The organism is Pantoea sp. PSNIH1 (assembly GCF_007680655.1).
In the GTDB taxonomy this organism is placed as follows: Bacteria; Pseudomonadota; Gammaproteobacteria; order Enterobacterales; family Enterobacteriaceae; genus Pantoea; species Pantoea eucrina.
Genome location: NZ_VEIP01000001.1, coordinates 402,244 through 428,881, shown reverse-complemented (window position 1 = coordinate 428,881; position 26,638 = coordinate 402,244). Strand labels below are relative to the sequence as shown.

Sequence of the window (26,638 nt, the reverse complement as noted above, 5' to 3'; positions counted from 1 at the left end):
CCTTCCGTGATCATTTTCCCTATATCTTCATGCTTCGTGACTGCCTGCGCTAACACATGGTACGGCTAATTGATGTGATTACTATTTGCTCAGGCAATGTCAGGCTTAATGGCGCCTTCATACAGGAGGCCATAAGCGACAGTACAAAATGAATTTTCCATGCTGGATCGCTATCATTCTAATGATTGCATTCGCCGGCGCAGGTAGTGTCGCGCTGGTTAAGATTGCCTCACAGGTTTCTAACAATAATGATGAGAAGGAACCATAACAGGAATGGTTGTTTTTATAGTCGGGCGCTATATCCCCTGTCATGTGATATACTGCCCGTCCCTGAGAAATTTGATATGAAATCTGAAGACACGCTGGACTGGTACCCTGCCCAGCTTCCTCCTGTAAAAACCATACTCGGTGATGCTGTGATCGAAGTCGGCAGAACCGGACGGCCAGTCAATACACGCACACTTCTTGAATACCTCCAGATACAGCAAAACAAACAGAAGTTACGCGATAATAAAATAGCAATGCAGACCGCTATTGATGTTCTGAGAGATAACCAGCGCGTTAACGGAAGGTTATAGCCTCGCGGTTATCGATAGCCTGGCAAAGTTAAGCCGCGGCTCTGTGTAGTCCTGCGCCGGTGAAGGGAACCCCTCAGAGGCCACCGTTAAGGTTGAACCGGAACCACGTCATGTTCTCGCCCTCCTGCGTTGAAGCGTCGCGGAAGGTGGTTGTATGGCTCCGGATCCAGTCATTGGCTGCCTTGAGCGTTAAAGTGCCAGTTAACGCGCTCCAGCTCCTCTACGAAGTCAGAAGTGGCAACGTTGCTGCGGCCTGATGGCTCGCGCATGATGAAGCTGATGAATGACAGACAAGCCTCAGCAAACAGGCATGTCTAACCCTGCCTCAGTTTATTGTGAAAAAATGGGGGGTAAACCGGACATAGTTAAAGGTCCTGATGGTGATTCAGGTTACTGCACCCTTCCGGGTGGGAAGCGTATCGAGGAGTGGGCACTGTACCGCCAAGATAACCAATAAGCTGTGGTGCCGGTTAACGGTAACTAAAATGTAAGGTGCCGGGCCTGGCGATCGGTACGAAAATGCGTCTGGTTTACTGTTTGATAGCAGGAAGAAAATTTTAGCTAAGGAGATGGCATGTCAGTTTTTGCGAAGATATCAATTCCGATGTTTTGCATTGCGTTCGCAATGTTCTATTTGGCGCGCAATAAGCGGGACAAAAATTACCTCGTTCCGGGCTTTGTTCTGTTAGCTGCTGGCTTTGTGAATGTCGTGATAGCGTTTACTACGGGTTAGTAGCCGGAAAGAGCGTTTAGATAAGATAAGGCCGCAGAAATGCGGCATTGCACACGCTAAGGCATTTACATCGATACAGCTTATCGATCAATAAGTTACACTTGTTTCTTTCCGAAATCGGCGTCAAATCTTTCAGGCAGCACATCGTTAAGCTCCCGGGCGTGGCGGCCATGAGTGATAACAAAGAAGAATATGAAGCTGATATTGAGAAAGTATTTGGGAAAATGAAGCCTGAACTGTAAAAAATATCCGGATCGCATCCTGGTTTTTCATGCTCCCTCACCCATAAGCCTGCCACTGAGCGGGCTTTTTATGCCTATAACTTGCCTTTTTTGATGATCACTATGGCATCGCGGTATACATCTGCCATGAAGACATCATTGGTTGCTCGCCGGTAGGCCTCAAGCCTGCCCAGCAACTCTTCGATTGTGGTTTCAGCCCCGGTGTCAGCGAGTTCGAGTGCTGCTTTCAAAATGGCATTAGCTATCAATTCCACTCTGTCATTGTCATTTTCCATAATCCCCCATCTGTAACTGCTAACCACATTAACACTTGCGGGGTCGGGATGTCGGTTTATCGGGCTTTTTCTTCTATTGAGCTACTATGCTTCCTCTTAAAGCCGGCGCTAAGAGGGCTTTTTTATGCAATGCGTGCCACGCAGAGTAATTTGTCGAATGGTTGTTTCCTTAAGTAACACTGAACGCATATCCTTACTGTCGTCAGCTAACGCTGACAAATGATTTGCCCTTATTGAACGAATTTACGCCCGTGTAACGCGGGTTTTTTTACGTCTGAAAAAAAATAAAATCACATATCAGATGCATTTAATCTCATCAGCAGCACGCTGAAGCAACGCAGGGGCACGGAACTGAGTCCCGCCGCGCCTTAACATCAGGCGCTGAAAAAGCGCAAACATACAAAGCAGTAAGCTTTGGTGCGCGGCAACGCTCAATCAAAGCTAACTGACAGGAGAATAACTATAAACGCACAAGAACGCCGCCGTGCTGCCCACGCTGATACGATGGGCACCTGTCGAGACCTGGGATCAAAACAGAGAGTGAAAAGAGCCTGAACTCTCGTTCAGGCTCTTTTTTACCTGCCGCAATACTCTCTCAGGCGGTTAAAAATAGGCGAGCTTGCGGTTAACGCCGTTAATCCTGACGGTAATGTAACCCGCCGCCGTGGCTGATGCGGCCGGTGCCGATGCCGGATCGGACGTCAGCGTAACCACTTTGCCGTCATAACCCACGCCGGCGGTGCCGTTGTGATAGTTCATCACCGTTGACAGGTTAACGCGGTTATCCGTATTCAGATTGGTCACTTCAGACAAATCAGGATTAAACAGTGAACATTCACCGCCATCGAACCGCGACGGGCCATCAGTAGTAAGGTTGATGACTACATCACCACACTGTGCTTTAAGCTTGATCCAGACTTCAGCATATTTTCCTTTATCATCAGTGGTGCGAACAATGCAGTCGATGACACCGGAATCACCTTCATAATGCAGATTGCCGCCGACCGAACTTTCTCCGCGATAAATATTGAGCAATGTTTTACCGCAGACGTTGGTAAGCAGTGGTGCGGTAGCTGGCTGTGTCTGAGTATCACGCAGCGCTTTGCCCAACATGTCGATGTTCCAGTGCTGATTAGCACGAGGGAAAAAGAACTTGCCGAGGCGGAACCACTTATCTTCCGTGCTGGTATTGGAGACGCGATATCCCGAGTACCAGCCCGCCTTCATTGAACCCGTCATCTGGGTGCCAAAGTTCTCATCGCGGCGCCAGCCCTGTTCATAGTTTGAAAGCAGCGCAAAGCCGGTGCGCTCGGTATCGATGCTGGAGCCGGACTGCAGGCTCAGCTGGCGCATCAGAACGCGTGAGTAGTTGAGCTTCAGCGGGTTAATGGAAGATTCGATGCTCAGGGCATCGATGATCCACTGACCATTACTCAGATCGCCCGGGAAGCGCGTATGTTCAATCCATACATTACGGATCAGGCCCTGCCCCACGCGCGGCATAAACAGTGTGGCATCACCATAGCCGTGCTGGAAATTGGAGTTGGTTAGCTCCACGGCCGTTGAGTGGTCCCAGTTACCCTGAGGTGAATCGGACCAGGTAATATCAAATACCCGGCCATAGGTATTGCTGGAGTAAATCTGATCCAGTCGCGTATCGAGCGTATCGATAAACCTGAACACCGAGTTACCATTGTTTTCCACACGGAAACAGGTGACGTTGATGTACTGGCCTTCAATAGTAATATTTTCAAAAAATGGCTGCTGGTTACTTACCATTGCAGTGGTAATCGCGCCGGTGTTGACCGTGGTATCGGCGGTCGCCTGACCATCCCAGAAAATACCGCGAATAGCCGTCCGGCGCGCTTTAATTTTGAAAACGGTGTTAGCTGACTTATCCGAGGTAATAATCGTTCTGGGTGCAACACCATATTCGCAGTCGTCGCCATAAAGATTGAAGAATGGCAGCTCGCCCTCACCGGTTAAATCGACAGGATTAATAATAAATTTACCGGCGGGAAAACGTATTCCGATATCGCGGATAGGGTTTTTGTTCGGATCATCAACCGGTGATACAAAGCCTCTGGCCCAGCGGTACATGTTGATACAGGCATCGTGGTTAACTGAGCCGTTATCAGCATCAAATGAAACCGAGCCGCGTAAGCGCTTGCCGCCAAAATGGAAAATATTAATAGCGGATACATCATCAATAATACGCTGCCAGTAATAATCGCCGGCAGAAGAGACCGCAACGGTGCCACTGTCATCCGCAGGCGCTTTACCCTTTGTGTCGACAAAGCCTACAAAGCGGCCACCACCATTAAAGGTTGAGTCCCTGTCGTAATAGCGCTTAAGAAATGCAATTTCACCTGATGCAGAAGGTTTGGTGGTGCGGAGTTCAGCAAATGAATTTACTTCAATCATGATATTTCCTTTTAGGGTTTATTGAGCCTGTTTGCTCGTGAGAAGTTTTATTTTTTGGTTAAGGTAAATAACCTGCAAAATGCAGATAGTGAGAAAATCGCCTGATGAGTTACCGGAGCGATTCAATTTTTCTTATGGCGCGCTTATCCCGGTTGCAGTTTTCAACCGACGTCATAAGCCTTTCGTTAAGTTCGAGGCTGTCGCCCCAGGTCATAGGATCGGGTACGGAGGGGATTTCGCAGTCAGCCAGCAGCTCTGCCGGAACGGGCATTGCCGGAAGCTGAACGTATTCTTTCTCTGTGTCTGCGCAGGCTGTCAGCCACATCAGCAGGAACAGAGTGAGCGGAACACGCATCCTCTTTAACCGCCTGCCTGATGTAGACAACGCGCCTCTCGCTTTCAGCGTCGTTTTGATATCGATCATGATGAGCAGCCTTTGCGATATCGTTAAAGAGCATTACTGCGGTGATAAGGTTGCTGGTTACTGACTCCGCCTTTTTCCGGGCCTGGACTGCCCGGGAGATCTCCTCCTGCGCCTGCAACATTCGCGAGTGATAGTGACCGGCAACGGCGGCAGATATCACAACCGTCGCCATAAGGAAGAGCCTGAGTACCAGATGCCCGTTATTTATCAGCCAAATCATCACTACTCTCCGCCAGGCACAAAGCGCGTTCCATGTCGCGACGATGCATCAGCCCGCGCCATTTTATGCCACCGGCATAGACCCAGCGGCGCAGCTCTTCGCAGGCCTGAGCCCGATCGCCAGCGTTGAGTTTTTTGAGCAGAGTGGAGCGGGTGAAAGCAGACGGGCCGATGTTATAAGCAAAGCTGTATAGCGATGCGCGCTGGTATTCACTCAGGGGAACCTTTACCACGCCATCGACCACCTTTTTAACGGACCGGAGATCGTTTTGCAGCAGCCGATCGCAGTCGCTATCGCTATACTGCCTGCCACTGATGATATCGCTGCCGGTATGCCCGTCACAGACGGTCCGGACGCCGGCCACATCCTGATAAGCTTTATAAGTACGCCCTTCCGCTCCCTCCTTTCCGCCAAGAAACAGGGTGGCAATCAGCATGGAGCCGCCACCTGCGGCGGCGATCAGTTTTCTGCGCACGCTGCCGGACATAGTCATATCAATCCTCCTCCACTTTTACGGCCGGACCATATTTCTCAAGTGCTTTTACCTGAGCGTTGGCGACCTTGCGTTTGAAGTACCAGTTGATGAGCCCTGTAATGATGATGCCGGCAATACCTGCCAGTACGCCGATGGCAGACCACTCATCAGGACTCAGGCTGGTGAGTACACCGTTAAGAATGGTGCCCCCGGACGTGCCCAGGGCAACACCAGTAACAAGTTTGCTCATAGTTTGAGTGCTCGCAGACGCCGTCCGATCGGACAGGTGCTGTTGATCAACAGAAGAAAAGAGGCCCTCCGCCACAACGGATAGCATTGATGTCGCATTGAGTGGCGGGGGCGGAAACGAAAAAGGCACCGCCGAAGCAGTGCCTTTAGAAAAGGAAATAAACTATTCAGGATTATTTTTTAAGCGTTTCCAGAACGTTTTTGATACACAGCGGCATCATTCTTCCCCGCAAAAAATCTCTTGTATCTGCATAGGGATAGCTGACACCCTTAGCCATCTTTCTGTAGGTTTCTGCGCCTTTTACAGAGACGCTTATGAAGTCATCTTTTTCAATAGCGTAGTCGGAAAGAGCGTGCCCATCCGCTTCAAACGCCTGAACTTCTTCTGACACTATTTGCCTGGTGCTGAGATGGGTCGACATTGTTCGGTCAGTTATACGCCATTCCATTTCGCACAGATCGTTAGCTGCGCGTTGCGCATCCGATATCACAGCAAAAGATGGCGCGCACAGCACGATTAAAAGGGCGCACAGAATTCTCATTATTCCTCCCTGAAACCGGCATCATATATTTCAGATGCCCATAAAAAAAGCCCTCGCAGCGTGTGAATCTGCAGGGCTCTTTTATTATCACAGAGTGATGAAAGCTGATTTAGTTTGCGGGCTGAACATCATCACGCAACTTCAACTGTTGAAAAGTATACCCCCGGGTTCGGGAAAAGTAAATAGCCTGCGATAATTTAATACACTATTTTTTAGGGTGCTATGCAGTGGCGCTTTTCAGCGCGGCATCTGCGCGGGTTTCCTCAGCTTCCAGCTTAGTAATAAGCCGATCGTAAAATGGCTTACCGCTCTTCTTCCATGTGTCCAGGCTGATAGCGCCGGTGAATTCTGAAATTGCCTTATACGCCCCGGTTGAGGGTATGCGCTCGTAGCCGCGCCCGCAGCAGCGCCTGCACTCACCCTTCACCGGCACCCCCTGCTTTTCCGTTGCCGCTTTTAGCACTGCCTGTCCGCGTCCGTTACAGTCGCGGCATGCAGTTGATACGACGCCCTTGCCTTTGCACGCCCTGCAGAGCACGCGTACGGCCTCTTTGACGTTTCTGGTGAGGCCGCCGTGCAGAGGCGATTTCATTGAAAACACCTCTGCCTCGATGAATCCGGTGGCCTGACAGCATTCGCACGGCTTCACGCTGGCGGCGCTGCGGCAGTAATCGAGCCAGGCATAAGCGGCGAGCGTTTGCATAACTGCCGTTCTGACACCGGCATCAAGCTTGCGAAAGGCGGCAACTTTATCGCAGCTCTGCAGTGCAAAATCAGTTAGCAGGGAGACGGCCCGTGCTGCGTCGATTTCACTGACGCCCATCTTCCCCATGAAAGCGCTGTAACCGAGCTGAACGCGGCTCTGCGTCATACCTATGGCGGCGATATAGTCGATGCCGGTAAGCGTATCAGGCGACGTCTGCGGTGCTGTTCCGCTAAAGTTCTGCCCCTTCGGAAAATGATACTTAACCGTTGCTTCTAAGCTCATACTGCCTCTCTTTGCTTAATCAGTTCGCCTGTTTTATCCCGGCGGTACATCTGCCGCCACAGCGGGATATCGATGTCGTGCTGAATCCTTTGCATCATGCTGTAGTGCGTTTTGCTTTCAGCGTAGCGCGCAGCAGGGCCACGCCCTCCCTCGCCTTTTCCGGGGTGGAGGGCATTGCAGCCTTCAGCAGCTGCCTGCGCGGCTCAGGAATTGTTTCACCGGCCTCGATCCGCGCAGACATTTTGCGCAGCTCTGAGCGGCATTTAATGCGCAGCTCAGACTCGCTCAGGTTGTTCGCGCGCATCAGGCTGCAGAGGCTGGTAACCATCCAGTAATCGGCGTTGCTCTTCCACGGATAGTGCTCCGGAGAGGCATAGTCGCCACGCTGCGCGCAGTAGGTCATCACCCTGCTATAGAGCGTCTCTTCATCCGGCAGGCCCGCAGCGGCGAAAGCGTCCTGTTTACACCAGCTGATGAACTGGCCTGGTGATGGAAGAAACGGCGAGCCGCTGGCGCGCGCCTGGCGCATGCCGGCTGAAAGCTGCTGTTTGCTGGTCACGCCGTTCTCCGCTAAGGCGGCTATCCACTGACGTTTAGCGGCGGCTTCGTCTGCCGGATCCCGCCAGACCGTGCTGACTGAGTCGGGGAAAACCTGCTTCAGCCCGCTGAAGAACTCATCTATCACTTTTTCGATCGCCTGATGCAGGCGTCGATCCGCCGGCTGCGGGACGTCACCGGCCATGCGCGCCAGCGCGCTGCTGTCACGATGATTAACTGCCGTGACGAGATTTCTCATATGAAGTTCTCCCATGCTTCCTGGCTGTTCCAGTGGACGGCAGGCTGCTGCCCCGCTGGTGCCGCCCGGTTACGGTCTGGCTGGTTCATCTGAATTTTCAGGGTGTCCCACTTTTCCCGCAGCTTCGCAGGGCTGAGCACGTTTGACTGCCAGAAGCGATCGCGGCTGGCCCAGAGAAATACCTCACAGATATCGCGGTGCGTAACCTGCAGGGCCGAGCGCAGTAGTCTGATGTCGTTTGACCAGGCGGGCCAGGCGGGCTGCCGGGCATGCGGAGCGACAATCTGCACCCTGCTGAACATCCACCTGGCTGTTTTGAGATCCTCTTCGGTTCCCCACTTGTCCCCCCTGGGAGTCCGCACCGCGGCTTCAGGACGCGATGCAGAAAGCGTTGCAGAGGATGTGTCAGGGGATTCACCAGGATTCTCTGACGCAGAATTATTATCTTTTGTCACAGTGTCTTTTGTATGCCTCTGTTTTGGTGACAGCGCTGTCGCGGATTTGGTGACAGTGATACCCTCCCGGTGACACCCCGGTATTTGCCACTGTGAAAGGTGTTTATTTGGGCCGATCATCGTCCCTTCCCGGATAAGCACACCCATCTGAATCAGCTCATTTTTTGCCTTGTTAACCTTCTGTCTTGGCAGCCCGGTTAACTGGCTTATCTGGCTGTCAGCAATACGGTCCATGCTTTTATTAAAGCCGCAGGTTTTCCGGCAAACGGCGTGTGCGACTTTGGCCTGATTTCGCGTCAGGCTGGCCCCTATCAGCTCCTCATACAGCGCGTTTGCCAGACGTGTAAATCCCTCTTCGGTATCTGCCATACTTGTCTCCACGGCCCGCAGTCCGGGCCTGATTAGCGTCATAAATTTTCACTTTTTTCTATACACGCACTTTCCGCGATGGCATTGTGGCAATGCATTTAAATAATGCGTATCACGCATATTATGAGTATAATCAAATATGCGCAAGGCGCTTTGCGTGTAACGCATAAAAAAGGTTAACTATCCGCTATGAAAATAGGCGATAAAATCAGACAGATTCGTAAAGCGAATAAGATGACCCTGAGTGAACTTGCCCTGCGTACAGATAGCGATGTGGGCAATCTGTCACGCCTGGAACGCGGCATACAGGGATACAGTGATGGTCTGCTACACAAAATTGCAGCAGCCCTGTCAGTTCCTGTTTCTGAGCTATTCTCTTCTAATGAGGCTAATGATACTGTAGATTCATACAGTGTAAGTTCCATTATAAAAAAGGGGAGAAAAGATGTGTACAGGATTGATGTTCTTGACGTTTCTGCAAGTGCCGGAGACGGGTCGCCGTCTAAAGATGTGGTTGAAGTCATAAGGTCTATTGAATATGTTCCGGATCAGGCGCGCGTGATATTCGGCAACCGGCCGGAAACCTCTGTTAAGCTGATCAACGTCCGCGGTGACAGCATGGAGGGAACCATTGAGCCCGGTGATCTCATCTTTGTAGACGTAGCTGTCAGCACGTTTGATGGGGATGGAATTTACGTCTTTGACTTCAACGGCGATATGTTTGTTAAGCGCCTGCAAAAAGTTAAGCGCGAAATTATCGTTATCTCTGACAATCCCCGTTATCGTGAATGGTCTATCTCAGAAGAAGAACTCTCTATGCTCCATGTTGCTGGCAGGGTAATGCTCAGTCAGTCCCAGCAGTTCCGACGTCACGGATAACCGCCCTCTTTTCAACCAGGCCCGCGTTATGCGGGCTTTTTTGTACCTGCCGCATTATTTTCATAAAATCTAATGTGAAAACATTAGCCTGGTTTGGTTTACCTGAAGCTGTTTTGTGCCATGCTATGCGTTTTGCGCATAATGCCAGGGCGCCATAAATGGCGCCCCTACGTGGTTGCGTCGAATGACAGGTGCCGCCCGTAGGGGACGCATTTATGCGTCCCTGGCGTCGTTTATGCCCCATACCCGGTTGCCAGGGCGCCATAAATGGTGCCCCTACGTGGTTGCGTCGAATGACAGGTGCCGCTGTAGGGGACGCATTTATGCGTCCCTGGCGTCATTTATGCCCCGCACCCGGTTGCCAGGGCGCCATAAATGGCGCCCCTACGTGGTTGCGTCGAATGACAGGTGCCGCTGTAGGGGACGCATTTATGCGTCCCTGGCGTCGTTTATGCACCGTACCCGATTGTCAGGGCGCCATAAATGGTGCCCCTACGTGGTTGCGTCGAATGACAGGTGCCGCTGTAGGGGACGCATTTATGCGTCCCTGGCGTCATTTATGCCCCATACCCGGTTGCCAGGGCGCCATGAATGGCGCCCCTACGTGGTTGCGTCGAATGACAGGTGCCGCCCGTAGGGGACGCATTTATGCGTCCCTGGCGTCATTTATGCCCCATACCCGGTTGCCAGGGCGCCATGAATGGCGCCCCTACGTGGTTGCGTCGAATGACAGGTGCCGCTGTAGGGGACGCATTCATGCGTCCCCTGCCAATTTGTGCAATGCATATTATCGGATTCAGGTGCCCACTCCTGACCGCAATGCGCCATCATCAGCAAACTCAGACCGCAGCTCTGCTCCACCTCTGCTAAACTGACCCGGCAGCAACATTCAGCAGGCATAAACCGGATGCGGGTATCAGCTACCTCTTTCGCTCAAACCTGCTGAAGGAGACGCCATGTTGCAGACACCTCCTGGATTGTCATCAACGTGGTCAGGGCCGTGGGGCCTGAAGAAACATATGTTTTATTAAGGAAAAAGTTATGGATGATGTAGATCTGGCACAGGAACGAGAAGCCGCTCATCTGGAGAGCGCCCTGTTTGCGCGTAAACCACGTCTGGTGAGCGCAACGGGCAACTGTATCTGGTGCAGAGATGAACGCGTTGTCGCCGATACTGCATTTTGCTCTGCAGAGTGCGGAGAGGACTATCACAAGCACCAGCGTGAAATGAAACAGCGTATTAACGGCGAATAAGCCAGCCGCGGCATGAATTTATGCCTGAAAAAAGCCTGAACGCGCGTTCAGGCTTGATTATCTGCTGTGTCTGGTCAGCTTACTTTTTAGCGGGTAAAGCGGGTTCAGCAGCCGCAACGCCGGTCAGCTCGCTCAGTCCTGCATGGTTAATTTCACCATCGGCTTTATCCACGGCCTGAGAGATAGTCAGCAGATTCTGCAATTCGCTTAGCAGAATAGCGGCATCGGACCTCAGCACCTCATCGCTTTCAGCGGAGTCGATAACCGTATTGATCGCTTTATTAGCCGCATCGATCATCTCCGTCACTCCACCCTGCCTGCTGACGGCTAGTACCAGCGCGCTAATCAGCAGCGACTGTGCTTCAACCCGGGCGGTCAGCTGTTTCATGTCCGCATCGATGTGCGATATTTTTGCCAGCATACTCAGGACGACGTTTTTCATTGGTTGTGCTCCCTGAAAAAAGATCAATCTTACCGCGTTAGCGAACCGCTGCAACTCTCATCACTCTGAAAGGTCGTCATGCTTTGCCGGTGAAATTAGGGACAGAAAAAAACCCGGCCGGGGCCGGGTTTATCAACGGGATGGGATGCTATCAGCCGTAGGCGTGCAGCGTGCGCTGGCAGAGTGCTGAGCGAACGCAGTCCTCTTTCGCAAAGCGCACCACGCCCACCATCTCATCCTCTTCAAAGCGCGCCAGCGCATCGGCAAGACCGGACTGGACGCTGGCGGGCAGATCGCACTGAGTAATATCACCGTTAACGATAACCGTGACGTTTTCCCCCAGGCGGGTCAGAAACATCTTCATCTGTGCAGCGGTGACGTTTTGTGCCTCGTCGAGGATAACCACTGCGTTCTCAAAAGTACGTCCACGCATATAGGCGAAGGGCGCAATCTCTACCTTGGCGATTTCAGGCCGCAGGCAGTACTGCATAAAGGAAGCGCCGAGACGTTTAACCAGAACGTCATAAACCGGACGAAAATAGGGGGCGAATTTCTCGGAAATGTCTCCGGGCAGGAAACCGAGATCTTCATCCGCCTGCAGTACCGGGCGCGTCACGATAATCCTTTCGATATCCTTATTGATCAGGGCCTCAGCTGCTTTTGCAGCGCTAATCCAGGTTTTACCGCAGCCAGCTTCACCGGTTGCAAATATCAGCTGTTTCGTTTCTATGGCGTTAAGATAGTGCGCCTGAGCTTCATTCCGGGCTGCAATTGGTGCCCGGTCGCGCACATCGCGCGCCATGCCAATAGCATCTAACCCGCCCATCTGCACCAGCGAAGTGACCGATTCTTCTTCGCGCTGACGATGACTCCGGGAGTCACTACGAAGCACACGACGAGCTTCACGACGCGCTTTGATCACTGCTTTCTGTCTTCCCATAGTGGCACCTTACAGTTGGTTTCATGAATCGCGACGGATCACCCGCGGCGATGACTTGAACGCTTTAGAGGTTACGTTGGCTTCCTTTTAGCCGTACTGATACACAAAACGGGGTGTACAACAGCGCCGAAACGCCGCAGCGCACCGGATAAAAACAAACGGGATGATGAAGATAGTGGATGAAAGATGAGTAAAACGTTGACAGGAGGCTCTCTCCCGCAGAGAACTGCGCTTGCTGTGTTACACCTGCTGGTTCCGGAATGGAACGCCTCATGCGCGAACTCCAGTGGCTGATGCCACAAAACTGACAACGCTTATGAGTAAAGTGAAACATAGCGCCGAAAATTTGCAACACTATTTTTACTTTTAGATGCAAATTAAGATTTGTTGTGGCGATGGCATCAGGCGCTTACCATAAAAAATTCAATTAAAATAATGCGTTATATAAAATGTTAAAAGGATCCTTTGCGGATCCTTTTGCAGAGCATAACGCTAATCTGCCGCAACACGCATTGCCGGAAGCAGGGTTCAGGCCTCAATCAGCGATTGACCAAGATAGCGCGTGGCATCGGCGACGCCCGGCAGCGCAAAAAAGTAGCCGCCGCCGGTGGGTCGGACATACTCTTCCAGCGCCTCGCCGTTAAGCCGCTGCTGCACTGTGATAAAGCCTTTAGTGAGATCGTGCTGATAGCAGATAAACAGCAGCCCCATATCAAGCTGCCCTGCCCCGGTGATCCCGGCGGAGTAGCTGTAGCCGCGCCGCAGTATCAGGCTGTCCGCCGTCTCTGGCGTACGCGGGTTAGCGAGCCGGATATGAGCATTCAGCGCGATCACCTCCCCATCCGGATCGCTGGCATAATCCGGCTCATCATGCTCATGATGCCCGCCAAGCGGCGCTCCGCTGAGCTTTTCCCGGCCAAAAATAGTCTGCTGCTCACCCAGCGGCGTGCGATCCCACTGCTCAACGCGGAAACGAATAATCCGCACCGCCTGATAGCTGCCGCCGTATGTCCAGGCGGGCTCCTGCTGATCGGCCGTAACCCACAACATTTTATTCATCAGCGCGCCGTTTTGCGCATCCGGATTCGCCGTACCGTCTTTAAAACCCAGCAGATTAATCGGGGTTTCCTGCCCGTGACTGCGCGCTGCGTGCTCAGGAATAAAGCCTTCGCGCCGCCAGCGTACCGCCAGCAGATCGGGAGCGTGTTTGATGATATCGCGCAGCGCGTGGATCACGGTGTCCTGACTATTGGCGCAGATCTGAATCAGTAAATCCCCGTGGCACTGGCTGGCGTCAAGCGAATCATTGGGGAAGCGTGTCATGGCCTGCAGCTGTGCAGGCTTGTGCGCGCCCAGCCCAAAGCGTTCGTCAAACAGCGAACTGCCCACGGAGAGCGTCAGCGTCAGGTTATCCGGTGCAATAGTGGCACCGAGAATGCCGGAATCAGCCGGCGGCAGCTGCGCATTTGTCACCGCTGGTGCGGGTCCGCCCTGCGTCAGAAAGGCGAACCTCTCCGTCAGCAGCCGCAACAGACGCGTCAGCTCCGCTTTACCGTCGGCCAGCACGTCAAAGGCCACCAGCATCATGGCGGCCTGCTGCGGCGTCAGGATACCCGCCTGGTGCGCCCCGTAAAATGGTTGCACCTGCTGACGCGCATCAGGTGCAACCGTGCCCGGAGAAAAATGCTCTGCTGCTGCGCCAGCGTGGAACGGACAGCTGCCCCCGAGCGCAGCCGCACCGCCCAGCACACCCAGCCCCTGCAGTAACCGGCGACGTGCCGGCTGCATGGCATCATGCTGTTTAGCCATGGTTAATCGAGGCCCAGCGTGCCGCGCAGCAGCGAGAGATCTTCAGCCAGCACGGTAATCGGTGCTTTTAACGCATTGCGATCGGCCGCGGTCAGCTTCTCATAGGATGCGTAACCCTCAGCCGTACGGTATTTATCCAGTATTACGTCAACTTTGCTGAAGTTAGTATCGATTTTTGCCAGAAGCTGCGGATTCCGCTGCTGCAACAGCGGGCGCAGCAGCGACACAATTTTCTGCGCGCCGTCGACGTTTGCCCGGAAATCAGACAGGTCAGTGCGGCTGTAACGATCCTCCTCTCCGGAGATTTTGCTCGAAGCCACCTCTTCGATCAGACCCGCTGCGCCGCCCACGACTTTAACCGGCGCAAATGCCAGCGCGCTGATGCGCGCCTGCAGCGCTTTAACATCGTCATTGAGCTGACTGGCGAAAGGCGCGGCACCGGTCGTTGTGCGATCGGCAAACAGCAGCTTCTCCAGGCGGTGGAAACCGGTAAATTTAGGATCTGCCGCTTTCTGCTCAAAATCATCTTCGCGTGCGTCGATACTGCCATCCAGATCGGAGAAGAGTTCAGCAACAGGCTCAATACGCTCATAGTGGGCGCGGGTCGGCGCATAGAGCGTTCTCGCCTTGTCACCGTCGCCTGCATTAATGGCTGCCGTAAACGCTTTGGTACTGCTTACCAGTGCGTTAACTTCATTCAGGACGTACGCTTTATAGTCGGCGATAGGCTGAGCCAGCTGCAGCAGCTCTTTCTGCTCTGGCGTTGATGACTGCCCCGATCCGGCCACCGTCAGTTTGCCTTTCGGATTACTCAGCAGGCCGCAGGTCATCTCGTACTCACCCGCTTCCAGATTTGCCGTCAGCTTCTGCGTAAAGCCCGGCGCGATATTTTCCCGCTCCTCGACCACCATGACCCCTTTCAGGATCTCCCACTCCAGCGCTTTCTGGCTATGGTTTTTGATAATGAACTGGCTTTTACCCGCTGGCACGTTCATCGTCATGGGCTCACACTGTTTATCCGTAACGGTGACGGTGAACTGCGGGATCTCTGCAGCGGATGCAGCCCCGGAAAGCAGCAGCGCGACGACAGAGGCGGTAGCGCGTAACGTGGTATTCATGATGGTATCCGTGTTAAAGAGTCAGGTTAAAACAATCGGGATTAGCGCAGGCTGCGTGCGGCAACCGGAGCAGAAGGCGCCGGGAAAAAAAACAGCAGCAGCGCCGGCACCAGATAGAGCAGCCAGGCTGCAACCTCACTGACGCTGGGCGCTTCCTGATAGCCGAGCAGGCCTTCAAGCAGCGTACCGGCCAGAGAGTGCACAGAGAGCACGCTGCTTATATCAAACGCCGTTGCCTGGAAGTGGTTCCACAATCCCGCCTCATGGAAAGCGCGGATTGCGCCGGCCGCAAGCCCGGCGGCTACAAACAGAATGAACAGGCTGCTCCAGCGGAAAAAATGGGCCAGATTAAGCCGGACGCCGCCGTAGTAGATCAGCGTACCGAGCAGCGCTGCGGTCAGCAGGCCGAGCAGCGCGCCCGCAGGTGGGGCATAGCCCACATCCTGCGTAAAGGCCGCCAGCAGAAAGAACACCGACTCCAGCCCTTCGCGCGCTACGGCGAGAAACACCATAATCACCAGCGGCAGGCCGCTGCCGCCCCGCTTTGCCAGCGCCTGATCCACTGACTTCTCCAGCGTCAGGCGCATGCTGCGCGCAACTTTGCGCATCCAGAACACCATGGTGGTCAGCATCACGACCGCAATCAGCGCTACCACGCCTTCAAACAGCTCCTGCTGCTTCTGCGGAAACTCACCGGTAGTGGCATTGATGGCGATACCCAGTCCCGCGCAGAGCACAATGGCCGCTATCACCCCGCCCCACATCGCCGGGAACCACCGGGTGCGTCCGGTGCGCTTCAGATAGCTGGCGATCAGGCTGACAATCAGCGCCGCTTCCAGACCTTCACGGAGCATAATGAGAAACGGAACAAACATCGTTTGCCTCTTAAGTGTTTAGCAGGGTAAATCTGTCGTAAAAAAACGTAAAGCGCGAACGATATCGATTATCATTATCGCTGCAGAAAAAACAAGTCACTGCGGGAAATTATTTTGCTGCACAGGGGGGAGAAGTCAGGGGATGACTGTTCAGAAAGGTCGGCAGAATCACGTTGCCTGACGCCTCAACGTAAAAAGGAGGCACATTACTGTGCCTCCTTTTTGATGGCGGTGCCGCAACGCACCGCGCGAATACCTTAATCTGCCTGGTATTCCGCTTCCGCAGCGGCAAAACGCTGCTGCGCGGCGGCGGAAGGTGCTTTGCCCGTCAGGCTGAAGACCACAATCGCGATGCTGGCAAAGATGAAGCCTGGAATGATTTCATACAGCTCAGCGTAACCGTACTGTTTCCACAGCAGCACCGTCGCGGCACCAATTACCATTCCCGCCAGCGCGCCGTTACGCGTCATGCGCTTCCAGCAGACACCAAACAGCACCACCGGACCAAACGCCGCGCCAAAGCCAGCCCATGCATAGCTCACCAGGCCCAGCACCCGGTTATCCGGATTGGATGCCAGGGCAATAGCAATCAGTGCAATCAGCAGCACCATGGCACGTCCGACCCATACCAGCTCCTGCTGGCTGGCATTTTTACGCAGGAAGCCCTTATAGAGATCTTCCGTCAGCGCACTTGAACAGACCAGCAGCTGGCAGCTCAGAGTGGACATGACCGCAGCAAGAATGGCCGAAAGCAGAATACCGGCGATCCACGGGTTAAACAGAATACGCGTCAGCTCAATAAAGATACGTTCTCCATTCTGCGTGACGCCCGCGGCCTGCGCCGGGTTATTCTGGAAGTAGGCGATACCAAAGAAGCCTACGGCAACCGCGCCCGCCAGGCAGAAGATCATCCACGCCATGCCGATGCGACGCGCGGTACGGATGGAGCGATGGGAGTCTGCCGCCATAAAGCGTGCCAGGATATGCGGCTGCCCGAAATAGCCCAGCCCCCAGCCCAGCAGCGAGATGACCGCGACAAAATTGAGCCCCTTGAGCATATCGAGGTTCTCGATGCTCTTCTCGCGGATCACCGTCAGGGAATCATCAAAGCCGCCTACGGCAATGATTACAATCACCGGCGTCAGGATCAGCGCAAAAATCATCAGCGTCGCCTGCACCGTATCGGTCCAGCTCACGGCCAGGAAGCCGCCCACCAGCGTATAGAGAATGGTGGCCGCTGCGCCCGCCCAGATAGCAGTCTGGTAATCCATACCAAAGGTGCTTTCGAACAGGCGCGCACCGGCAACCACGCCTGAAGCGCAGTAAATGGTGAAGAAAATCAGGATAACTACCGCGGAGATCACGCGCAGCAGCTTGCTTTTGTCTTCGAAGCGGCTGGTAAAGAAGTCAGGCAGCGTCAACGCATTATCGTGATGCTCGGTCTGCACGCGCAGACGACCCGCCACAATTTTCCAGTTCAGCCAGGCGCCAATTGTCAGGCCGATAGCGATCCAGCTTTCAGATATGCCGGACAGGAAGATGGCACCGGGCAGACCCATCAGCAGCCAGCCGCTCATGTCGGAGGCACCGGCTGAGAGAGCCGTAACAAAACTGCCCAGGCTGCGGCCGCCCAGAATATAATCATCAAAGTTTTTGGTTGACCGGTAAGCGATAAACCCTATCAGCACCATCCCAAGGATATAGACAACAAAGGTCACCAGCATTGGTGTACTTGTACTCATACTCTCTCCACTTATTATGTAATTGCTTAAGAGAAATTCTTTGCCCGCCCTGCCTCAGCAGCATTAGCCGGACGTCTCCCTGGCGCGACGTATCACTTACCCTCTTTGTCACGGCAATCGAATCACACGGCAGCACCGGAACGGGGTGGCCACTGCGCGTTACCGCCGCCAGAGAAGCGAATTTCTCTTAAGGCGCGGTATCCTGCCGCAAAGGTGCGATGCGCACAATGGATTTAACACAGCTGTTACCTGAGTTTCACCTCTCTTTCTCATTTCTTTGCTCAAAGGTTGCGCCCGTTCAAACTTTTGGTTGCACCAGAAACGCGACTTTTTGCGGTTTAGTGAACCCGGTTGCAACTCTGGCGAGATTCTTGCAGCAAGAAACGTGCCGTTTCTTTACAGTTAACAAACAAACGGCTTTCAGGCATGCAATCTGGGTCACATTTAACACGGTTGCACAAAGTTGCAACATGAGTGATAGTGCAGCCCACGCTGATGTTGATTTATTTTTTCAAGACGAGGAATTCATGGGAACAACTACCATGGGGGTGAAGCTGGATGAAGCCACCCGCGAGCGCATTAAGCTGGCAGCACAGAAGGTCGATCGCACATCTCACTGGCTGATTAAGCAGGCTATTTTCAATTACTTAACCCAGCTTGAAGCGGGCGAGACCCTGCCGGAAATTCCCCTGCAGGCCAGTGAAACCACGGCAGAAGAGAACCTGCCCGAAGAGAGCCTGCAGCCGTTCCTCGACTTTGCTGAACACATTCTGCCGCAGTCGGTTACCCGCTCCGCAATTACCGCCGCATGGCGCCGGCCCGAGACGGAAGCGGTGCCGATGCTGCTGGAGCAGGCGCGCCTGCCCGCTCCGCTGGCAGAGAAAACCCATCAGCTGGCCTATAGCCTTGCCGACAAGCTGCGGCACCAGAAAGGTGCAACCGGACGCGCCGGAATGGTGCAAAGCCTGCTGCAGGAGTTCTCCCTCTCCTCGCAGGAGGGCGTGGCGCTGATGTGCCTGGCAGAAGCGCTGCTGCGTATTCCGGATAAACCCACCCGCGACGCGCTGATCCGCGACAAAATCAGCAACGGCAACTGGCAGTCGCACCTGGGCCGCAGCTCATCCATGTTTGTTAACGCCGCGACCTGGGGCCTGCTGTTTACCGGACGCCTGGTCTCAACCCATAACGAAGCGAGCATGTCCCGCTCGCTGAACCGTATTATCGGTAAAAGCGGCGAGCCGCTGGTGCGCAAAGGCGTGGATATGGCCATGCGCCTGATGGGCGAGCAGTTCGTTACCGGCGAGACCATCGCTGAGGCGCTGGCCAACGCCCGCAAGCTGGAAGAGAAAGGCTTCCGCTACTCCTACGATATGCTCGGTGAAGCGGCCCTGACCGCCGCCGATGCGAAAGCCTATCTGCTCTCTTATCAGCAGGCGATCCATGCGATTGGTAAAGCCTCCAACGGCCGCGGCATTTATGAAGGCCCGGGCATCTCGATCAAACTCTCTGCGCTGCATCCGCGCTACAGCCGCGCCCAGTACGATCGCGTTATGGAAGAGCTCTATCCGATCCTGAAATCGCTGACGCTGCTGGCGCGTTCATATGACATCGGCATCAATATCGATGCCGAAGAGGCCGATCGCCTTGAACTGTCGCTGGATCTGCTGGAAAAACTCTGCTTTGAGCCTGAGCTGGAAGGCTGGAACGGGATTGGCTTCGTAATTCAGGCTTACCAGAAACGCTGCCCGATGCTGATCGACTCGCTGGTCGATCTGGCACAGCGCAGCCGTCGCCGCCTGATGATCCGTCTGGTGAAAGGCGCCTACTGGGACAGCGAAATCAAGCGCGCGCAGATGGAAGGTCTTGAAGGCTATCCGGTTTATACGCGTAAGGTATATACCGATATCTCCTATCTCGCCTGCGCCCGCAAACTGCTGGCGGTACCGAGTCAGATCTACCCGCAGTTTGCCACGCACAACGCCCACACGCTGGCCGCTATCTATAATCTGGCGGGTAATAACTACTATCCGGGCCAGTATGAGTTCCAGTGCCTGCACGGCATGGGCGAGCCGCTCTATGAACAGGTGGTGGGCAAAGTGGCCGATGGCAAACTCAGCCGTCCCTGCCGTATTTACGCGCCGGTGGGCACGCACGAAACGCTGCTGGCTTACCTGGTACGTCGCCTGCTGGAAAACGGTGCCAACACCTCCTTTGTTAACCGGATCGCCGATAAGAGCCTGCCGATAGATGAGCTGGTTGCTGACCCGGTGGTAGCGGTAGAAAAAATGGGCGCAGCCGAAGGCGCCGTGGGTCTGCCGCATCCGAAGATCCCGCTGCCGCGCGATCTCTATGGCGACAAGCGTCCGAACTCAGCGGGTCTCGACCTCGCAAATGAACATCGCCTCGCCTCACTCTCCAGCGCCCTGCTGAACAGCGCCAGCCAGCCGTGGGTGGCCCAGCCGATGATCGAGGGTTCCCTGGAAACGGGTGTCAGCCAGCCGGTACTGAACCCGGCGGCGCCGGCTGACGTGGTCGGCAGCGTGCGCGAAGCCACCGAAACCGAAGTCTCTGCCGCGCTGGATGCGGCGGTCGGCGCCGGACCGATCTGGTTTGCCACTCCGCCAGCCGAGCGCGCGGCGATCCTTGAGCGTGCCGGTCAGGCGATGGAAGCGCAGATGCAGCAGCTGATTGGTCTGCTGGTGCGCGAAGCGGGCAAAACGTACAACAATGCCATCGCCGAAGTGCGCGAAGCGGTCGACTTCCTCTACTACTACGCCGGCATGGTACGCGATGATTTTGACAACGAAACGCATCGTCCGCTGGGTCCGGTAGTCTGTATCAGCCCGTGGAACTTCCCGCTGGCGATCTTTACCGGTCAGATTGCCGCCGCGCTCGCCGCAGGCAACAGCGTGCTGGCAAAACCGGCCGAGCAGACGCCACTTATCGCGGCGCAGGCGGTGCAGATCCTGCTGGATGCAGGCGTGCCCGCCGGCGTGCTGCAGCTGCTGCCCGGTCAGGGTGAAACCGTGGGCGCACAGCTCACCGGCGATGAGCGCGTGCGCGGCGTTATGTTCACCGGCTCAACCGCCGTGGCGACGCTGCTGCAGCGTAATCTTGCCGGTCGTCTCGATCCGCAGGGGCGTCCGACGCCGCTGATCGCAGAAACCGGCGGCATGAACGCTATGATCGTTGACTCCTCTGCCCTCACCGAACAGGTGGTGGTGGATATCGTTGCCTCCGCGTTTGACAGCGCCGGCCAGCGCTGCTCGGCGCTGCGTCTGCTCTGTATTCAGGAAGATGCCGCCGATCACACCATTAAGATGCTGCGCGGCGCGATGGCGGAGTGCCGCATGGGCAACCCGGAGCGTCTTTCAACTGATATCGGTCCGGTTATCGACCAGGAAGCGAAAGCGGGCATCGAGCGTCACATTCAGGCGATGCGCAACAAAGGCTTTACCGTTTATCAGGCGGTGCAGGAGAATGCGCAGGACCGTAAAGAGTGGGAGAGCGGCACCTTTATCAAACCCACGCTGATTGAGCTGGATCAGGTCAGCGATCTCGATAAAGAGATCTTCGGACCGGTGCTGCACGTGGTGCGCTTCTCACGCAGCAGCCTGCCGCAGCTGATTGAGCAGATCAATGCCACCGGCTATGGCCTGACGCTTGGCGTACATACGCGTATTGATGAAACCATCGCTCAGGTTACTGCAAACGCGCACGTCGGCAACCTCTATGTGAACCGTAATATGGTCGGTGCCGTAGTTGGCGTGCAGCCGTTTGGCGGCGAAGGCCTCTCCGGTACCGGCCCGAAAGCGGGTGGCCCGCTCTATCTCTACCGCCTGCTGGCACATCGTCCGGATGGCGCGCTGCGCCTGACCTTCGATCGTCAGGATGCTGAGCAGCCGGTTGACAGCAGCGTGCGTACAACGCTGATGGGTGCGCACCAGGCGCTGCAGAACTGGGCGCAGGATAAGCCAGCATTGCAGGCGCTGTGCCAGCGCTATGATGAGCTGTCGCAGGCGGGCACGGTGCGTCTGCTGCCGGGCCCGACGGGCGAACGCAACACCTTCAGCCTGCTGCCGCGTGAACGTGTGCTCTGCCTGGCCGATAATGAGCAGGATGCGCTGATCCAGCTGGCCGCGGTAACCAGCGTCGGCAGTCAGGCGCTATGGCAGGATGATGAGCTGCATCGCGCCCTGCTGAAAGCGCTGCCGCCGGCCGTACAGCAGCGCATCCGTCTGGCAAAAGATGCCCTGTCCGGTGAGTTCGATGCGGTGATCTATCACGGTGATGCCGATCAGCTGCGTACGCTGTGTGCCGATATCGCTGCCCGCGAGGGCGCTATTGTTTCCGTCCAGGGCTTTGCCCGCGGAGAAACCAATCTGCTGCTGGAGCGGTTGCTGATTGAACGCTCGCTGAGCGTCAACACCGCGGCGGCAGGCGGCAACGCCAGCCTGATGACCATCGGTTAAACGTCAGGTTATGACAGTAAAGGGCCCCCTGCGGGCCCTTTTTTATTGCGGGTTTGCCAGGGACGCATGAATGTAGCCAGGGACGCATTAATGCGTCCCCTACGGTGGGAATTATTGTACCCACAGGAGCGCCATTAATGGCGCCCGGAAACCAGCATCGACGCATCAATGCGTCCCCTACGACGGGAATTACTGTACCCACAGGGGCGCCATTAATGGCGCCCGGAAACCAGCATCGACGCATCAATGCGTCCCCTACGGTTGGAATTACTGTACCCACAGGGGCGCCATTAATGGCGCCCGGAAACCAGCATCGACGCATCAATGCGTCCCCTACGACGGGAATTACTGTACCCGTAGGGGCGCCATTAATGGCGCCCGGAAACCAGCATCGACGCATCAATGCGTCCCCTACGGTGGGAATTATTGTACCCACAGGGGCGCCATTAATGGCGCCCGAACATCACCAGGGACGCATTAATGCGTCCCCTACGGTGGGAATTATTGTATCCACAGGGGCGCCATTAATGGCGCCCAAACACCACCGTCGGCGTATAAATAAGCAGGGGACGCATGAATGCGTCCCCTGCGGTTGGAATTGTTGCGCCTGTATTTACCTACGCTGCTTTGCGACGCTTCATGCCGATTAGCGTCGGGAACAGGAACAGCGACTGGCCCAGGCCGCGGTTGGTCAGTGACCAGACCGCTACTGAACAGAGCGAACAGATCCCGACGATTGCCAGCGGATAGAAACAGGCCCACAGCACGGAGAACCACGCCTGCTCAAACAGGTGATGGCGCTGGGCAAACAGAATCGCCGACATCCCGAAAAACTCAATAAAGATGCGGTGAATAACGTAGATTTGCAGCGTATTGCGCCCTACCCAGTTGAAAAAACGCATACTGAAATGCTGGTTAAGCCAGCGGCAGGCCGCCACGCTCACCAGCACGGCGATGACGCACATAAACAGGCTTTTATCCAGGCCCATAATCACGTGAAGTCCCGTCAGCGCGGCCAGTGCCGCCCACGGCAGCAGGTTTTCACGGCGCAGCTCGCTCAGGCGCAGCATCACCGGGCTCCAGAATGCGCCCAGCAGGAAGAACAGGAAATATTGCGCGACGCTCTGCGGCCCCCAGTAGGGAATGATTTTTTCCACCGCCAGATAATTCAGTACCACCGCCACAACCAGCAGCGCGATTTTCTGCTGATGAAAAATTTTTGCACACAGGAAGTAGATCGCCAGACCATACAGATACCAGGAGGTACTCATCGCCATAAACGTCAGCTTGAGAAACTCCAGCAGTGAACCGGCATAGGCCGCATTAAGATTTTGCGAAATGCGTTGCCCGGTGATTTCTGTGGAAATCCCGACAATTGACCACCACTGAATAAAGCCCCACAAAATATAGAGATAGAACAGATTGGTAATACGGCTGGTAAATACCTGTTTCCATGAACGATTCAAAATGCCATTGGTCGCCAGCAGGCCGGAAACAAAAAAGAATGCCGGCATACGTAATGGCGACAGTACCGTATTAAACTGTACCCATATTTCCGCCGGAAACCATCCGGCACTCAAATATTTTATCGTTGTTTCAAATCCCGGTAATACGGTGTGATAGAGCACCACCAGCAAAATACAGGCACCTTTCAGTGTATTTATCCAGCCTATATCATTTTTCCCGTTATCTTTCATCAGGTTGACTCCTAAAGCTGTGTAGGTCTGTAAGAGGTAAACGCATTAATAATCAGTTCGTGAGTTATGGTTATTAAACGATTATTCAACAGCACTGCGGGGAGTGTATCTGGCGAAAGTCCTAAATTGTCTTTGCTGGCCCTGATGTAACAAGACTTTACGTTAATCAAAATGCATTTACATCTGCCTGAAGCGGCACAGAGAGTTATAAACTGTGATTCAGGAAAAATAATCAGTAAGAAAAGCTGCTGTTTAATTAAGAGCAATCTGCAAACAGAGAAGCCAGTTAATAATTTAGCAATAAGACAATTATATGACTATGCACCAAAAGGATAAGAGAAACGCGAAGGGATATGATAGCAGCGAAATAAATAAGGGCCAGCGAACCGGCCCTGAATATTACTGATTAAGAAATTTATCCAGGAATTGTCGGGTACGAGCCTGCTGCGGATTACTGAACAGGGTTCTGGCCTCCCCCTGCTCCACAATGCGCCCCTGGTCCATGAAGATAGCGCGGTCAGCCACATCACGCGCAAAACTCATCTCATGCGTGACGATCACCATCGTCCGTTTCTCCTGCGCCAGGGCGCGAATGGTGTTCAGCACCTCGCCGACCAGCTCCGGGTCAAGCGCGGACGTCGGCTCATCAAACAGAATCACCTCCGGACGCATCGCCAGCGCGCGGGCAATTGCCACCCGCTGCTGCTGCCCGCCGGAAAGCCGGCGCGGAAAGCTCGCCTCTTTACCCGTCAGCCCGACCTTCTCCAGCAGCTGACGTGCCCGCGCCTGCGCTTCTGCTTTCGGCTCACCTTTAACGATCACCGGCCCTTCAATAATGTTTTCCAGCACCGAACGATGCGGGAACAGATTGAAGTTCTGAAACACAAACCCGACCTGCTGGCGCAGCTGACGCACCTTCTCTTTCTGTTTGTTAAGACTCAGGCTGGCGTCAATGGTGATGCCGCCTACCGTCACGCTACCCTGATCCGGCACCTCCAGCAGATTGATACTGCGCAGCAGCGTGGTTTTTCCCGAGCCGCTGGGGCCGATAATCGCCACTACCTCCCCGGCAGCCACGTCGAGATCGATGCCGTGCAGCACCGTCTGCCCGTGAAATTTTTTCACCAGCTGGCGGACTTCAATTGCACTCATTTATCCTCCCGATCCTGACGATTAACATGCGCTTCAAGACGGTTCTGCAGCGCGGAGAGCACGGTCGCCATGATCCAGTAGATCAGCGAGGCGGCCAGATACATGGTAAACACCTCAAGCGTGCGTGAGGTGATTAACTGCGCCTGACGAAACAGCTCCGGCACCTGGATAGTGGCCGCCAGCGAGGTATCCTTGACCAGGCTGATAAAGCTGTTACCGAGCGGCGGCAGCGCAGTCCTCGCCGCCTGCGGCAGGATCACCCGGCGCAGCGTCTGCCACGGGGTCATACCAATGCTGGCCGCCGCTTCCCACTGCCCGCGCTCGATAGAGGCGATAGCACCGCGCAGCGACTCTGACGCATAGGCCGCCGTGTTCAGCGACAGGCCAATCATCGCGGAGGGAATGGGATCGAGTTCAATGCCAAACTGCGGCAGGCCGTAGTAGATCATAAACAGCTGGGCGATCAGCGGCGTGCCGCGGAACACTGAGACATAGATGCGCGCCAGCCAGTTCACCGGCCAGAAGCGCGACAGGCGCATCAGGGCAAGAATAAAGCCCAGCAGCAGGCCAAAGAACATCCCGCCGATGCTGAGCTGCAGCGTAAACAGTGCCCCTTTAAGTAAAAAAGGTGCTGAATCCAGCACCAGATGTACGCTCTCCAGCATTATTTCGTCACGTCCGTGCCAAACCATTTATCAGAGAGTTTTTTCAGCGAGCCATCTTTCTGCATCTCTGCCATCGCCTGATCGATCGCTTTCAGCAGATCGTCGTTACCCTTACGCACCGCCACGCCAGCCTCCAGGCGCGAGAACGCCGGGCCCGCTACGGCCATGGTGTCACCGGTTTTCTTCACCAGATCGAGCGCGGCCAGGCGATCGACCAGAATGGCGTTCAGGCGGCCGGAGCGCAGATCCTGATATTTTGTCGGGTCATCATCATAGGTGCGGATATCGACGCCTTTGACGTTATCACGCAGCCACTGCTCATAGTTGGAGCCGAGGCCCACGCCCACTTTTTTCCCTGCCAGGTCCTCAGGTTTGGTGATGGTGCCGGCGTTTTTCTTCAGCGTCAGCGCCTGCACGCCCGAGATGGTGTACGGCGTGGAGAAGTCATACTTCTTTTTACGCTCATCGGAGATAGTGACCTGATTTATCACCACGTCGATACGTTTTGAATCCAGAGACGCCAGCATACCGTCCCATTTGGTCGGCTTCAGCGCCGCTTTTACGCCGAGATGCTGTGCCAGCTCCTGCGCAAACTCCACCTCAAAGCCGGTCAGTTTGCCGCGCTCATCCTGGAAACTGAACGGCGGATAGGTGCCTTCAAGGCCCACGCGCAGCTCGCCTTTATTTTTAATCTGTGCCAGCAAATCTTCAGCGGCAAAGGTTTTTGCGTTGATGCCTGCGAGCAGCGCCACCGCCATCATTCCCATCGCCAGCGGGCGACGAATCAGAGAGAAAGCCATGTTTACCCCGTTATTATCTGTTG

Annotated in this window: 24 protein-coding genes; 5 read left to right on the top strand and 19 right to left on the bottom strand. The window is 54.8% G+C overall.

The genetic code is table 11. The features are described 5' to 3' along the window. Positions 1-344: 344 nt before the first annotated feature. Complete coding sequence (locus tag FS690_RS01965; protein WP_039384996.1) at positions 345-578, top strand: hypothetical protein; 234 nt, start codon at positions 345-347, stop codon at positions 576-578. A gap of 283 nt (positions 579-861) precedes the next feature. Continuing rightward, on the top strand, positions 862-1,035 hold the full coding sequence (locus tag FS690_RS01955) for a DUF333 domain-containing protein (protein WP_145339004.1): 174 nt from the start codon (positions 862-864) through the stop codon (positions 1,033-1,035). 592 nt (positions 1,036-1,627) lie between these two features. Here the strand turns inward: FS690_RS01955 and FS690_RS01945 are convergent. From FS690_RS01945 to FS690_RS01905, 9 genes are all read right to left on the bottom strand, one after another. Then, on the bottom strand, positions 1,628-1,828 hold the full coding sequence (locus FS690_RS01945) for a hypothetical protein (RefSeq protein WP_039385001.1): 201 nt from the start codon (positions 1,826-1,828) through the stop codon (positions 1,628-1,630). Between the two features lie 603 nt (positions 1,829-2,431). After that, positions 2,432-4,252 carry an amylovoran biosynthesis protein AmsF gene (locus FS690_RS01940; protein ID WP_108569408.1) on the bottom strand — a complete coding sequence of 607 codons (1,821 nt, stop codon included), beginning with the start codon at positions 4,250-4,252 and terminating at the stop codon, positions 2,432-2,434. Positions 4,253-4,361: 109 nt separating this feature from the next. Next, the gene (locus FS690_RS01935) at positions 4,362-4,676 is read right to left on the bottom strand and encodes a hypothetical protein (RefSeq protein WP_255471470.1); all 315 of its coding nucleotides are present in this window, start codon (positions 4,674-4,676) and stop codon (positions 4,362-4,364) included. A gap of 200 nt (positions 4,677-4,876) precedes the next feature. Then, positions 4,877-5,389 (bottom strand): lysozyme, encoded by a 513-nt coding sequence (locus FS690_RS01930; protein WP_039385005.1) that lies wholly within the window; start codon positions 5,387-5,389, stop codon positions 4,877-4,879. A 1-nt stretch (position 5,390) separates the two neighbouring features. Further along, positions 5,391-5,621, bottom strand: a complete 231-nt coding sequence (locus FS690_RS01925) for a class II holin family protein (RefSeq protein WP_039385006.1) — start codon at positions 5,619-5,621, stop codon at positions 5,391-5,393. Between the two features lie 172 nt (positions 5,622-5,793). Beyond that, positions 5,794-6,162, bottom strand: coding sequence for a hypothetical protein (locus FS690_RS01920; protein WP_145339002.1), 369 nt, complete (start codon positions 6,160-6,162; stop codon positions 5,794-5,796). Between the two features lie 220 nt (positions 6,163-6,382). Further along, the gene (locus FS690_RS01915) at positions 6,383-7,150 is read right to left on the bottom strand and encodes an antitermination protein (RefSeq protein WP_104085114.1); all 768 of its coding nucleotides are present in this window, start codon (positions 7,148-7,150) and stop codon (positions 6,383-6,385) included. Positions 7,151-7,244: 94 nt separating this feature from the next. Next, positions 7,245-7,946, bottom strand: a complete 702-nt coding sequence (locus tag FS690_RS01910) for a replication protein P (RefSeq protein ID WP_145339001.1) — start codon at positions 7,944-7,946, stop codon at positions 7,245-7,247. After that, a complete protein-coding gene (locus FS690_RS01905; protein WP_052246501.1) occupies positions 7,943-8,770 on the bottom strand; it encodes a replication protein in 828 nt (275 codons plus the stop codon). The genes FS690_RS01910 and FS690_RS01905 overlap by 4 nt, the downstream gene beginning before the upstream one ends. 189 nt (positions 8,771-8,959) lie before the next feature. Between FS690_RS01905 and FS690_RS01900 the strand changes: the two genes are divergently transcribed. Together FS690_RS01900 and FS690_RS01895 are read left to right on the top strand one after the other, a co-directional pair. Continuing rightward, complete coding sequence (locus FS690_RS01900) at positions 8,960-9,649, top strand: helix-turn-helix transcriptional regulator (RefSeq protein WP_039385017.1); 690 nt, start codon at positions 8,960-8,962, stop codon at positions 9,647-9,649. Positions 9,650-10,690: 1,041 nt separating this feature from the next. Further along, the gene (locus FS690_RS01895; protein WP_039385019.1) at positions 10,691-10,903 is read left to right on the top strand and encodes a hypothetical protein; all 213 of its coding nucleotides are present in this window, start codon (positions 10,691-10,693) and stop codon (positions 10,901-10,903) included. A 79-nt stretch (positions 10,904-10,982) separates the two neighbouring features. Here the strand turns inward: FS690_RS01895 and iraP are convergent, their stop codons facing one another. The 6 genes from iraP to putP all read right to left on the bottom strand — a co-directional run bounded on the left by iraP (position 10,983) and on the right by putP (position 17,829). Further along, a complete protein-coding gene (gene iraP, locus FS690_RS01890; RefSeq protein ID WP_071667935.1) occupies positions 10,983-11,345 on the bottom strand; it encodes an anti-adapter protein IraP in 363 nt (120 codons plus the stop codon). A gap of 151 nt (positions 11,346-11,496) precedes the next feature. Further along, a complete protein-coding gene (phoH, locus tag FS690_RS01885; RefSeq protein WP_039385023.1) occupies positions 11,497-12,285 on the bottom strand; it encodes a phosphate starvation-inducible protein PhoH in 789 nt (262 codons plus the stop codon). Positions 12,286-12,813: 528 nt separating this feature from the next. Continuing rightward, positions 12,814-14,094 carry an iron uptake transporter deferrochelatase/peroxidase subunit gene (efeB, locus tag FS690_RS01880; protein WP_145339000.1) on the bottom strand — a complete coding sequence of 427 codons (1,281 nt, stop codon included), beginning with the start codon at positions 14,092-14,094 and terminating at the stop codon, positions 12,814-12,816. Between the two features lie 2 nt (positions 14,095-14,096). Then, positions 14,097-15,212, bottom strand: a complete 1,116-nt coding sequence (gene efeO / locus FS690_RS01875) for an iron uptake system protein EfeO (RefSeq protein ID WP_145338999.1) — start codon at positions 15,210-15,212, stop codon at positions 14,097-14,099. Between the two features lie 41 nt (positions 15,213-15,253). Beyond that, the gene (gene efeU, locus FS690_RS01870; RefSeq protein WP_145338998.1) at positions 15,254-16,087 is read right to left on the bottom strand and encodes an iron uptake transporter permease EfeU; all 834 of its coding nucleotides are present in this window, start codon (positions 16,085-16,087) and stop codon (positions 15,254-15,256) included. Positions 16,088-16,344: 257 nt separating this feature from the next. Beyond that, positions 16,345-17,829: a sodium/proline symporter PutP gene (gene putP / locus FS690_RS01865; protein ID WP_145338997.1), complete on the bottom strand. Its 1,485-nt coding sequence runs from the start codon at positions 17,827-17,829 to the stop codon at positions 16,345-16,347. Positions 17,830-18,356: 527 nt separating this feature from the next. Here putP and putA point away from each other — a divergent pair. Next, the gene (putA, locus tag FS690_RS01860) at positions 18,357-22,301 is read left to right on the top strand and encodes a trifunctional transcriptional regulator/proline dehydrogenase/L-glutamate gamma-semialdehyde dehydrogenase (RefSeq protein ID WP_145338996.1); all 3,945 of its coding nucleotides are present in this window, start codon (positions 18,357-18,359) and stop codon (positions 22,299-22,301) included. Positions 22,302-22,918: 617 nt separating this feature from the next. Here the strand turns inward: putA and FS690_RS01855 are convergent. The 4 genes from FS690_RS01855 to tcyJ all read right to left on the bottom strand — a co-directional run bounded on the left by FS690_RS01855 (position 22,919) and on the right by tcyJ (position 26,615). After that, positions 22,919-23,998: an acyltransferase family protein gene (locus tag FS690_RS01855; protein ID WP_071667939.1), complete on the bottom strand. Its 1,080-nt coding sequence runs from the start codon at positions 23,996-23,998 to the stop codon at positions 22,919-22,921. A 399-nt stretch (positions 23,999-24,397) separates the two neighbouring features. Continuing rightward, positions 24,398-25,150 carry an L-cystine ABC transporter ATP-binding protein TcyN gene (tcyN, locus tag FS690_RS01850; protein WP_071667940.1) on the bottom strand — a complete coding sequence of 251 codons (753 nt, stop codon included), beginning with the start codon at positions 25,148-25,150 and terminating at the stop codon, positions 24,398-24,400. Beyond that, positions 25,147-25,815: a cystine ABC transporter permease gene (gene tcyL / locus FS690_RS01845; protein ID WP_071667941.1), complete on the bottom strand. Its 669-nt coding sequence runs from the start codon at positions 25,813-25,815 to the stop codon at positions 25,147-25,149. The genes tcyN and tcyL overlap by 4 nt, the downstream gene beginning before the upstream one ends. Beyond that, positions 25,815-26,615, bottom strand: a complete 801-nt coding sequence (gene tcyJ / locus FS690_RS01840; protein WP_039385043.1) for a cystine ABC transporter substrate-binding protein — start codon at positions 26,613-26,615, stop codon at positions 25,815-25,817. The genes tcyL and tcyJ overlap by 1 nt, the downstream gene beginning before the upstream one ends. Positions 26,616-26,638 lie beyond the last annotated feature (23 nt).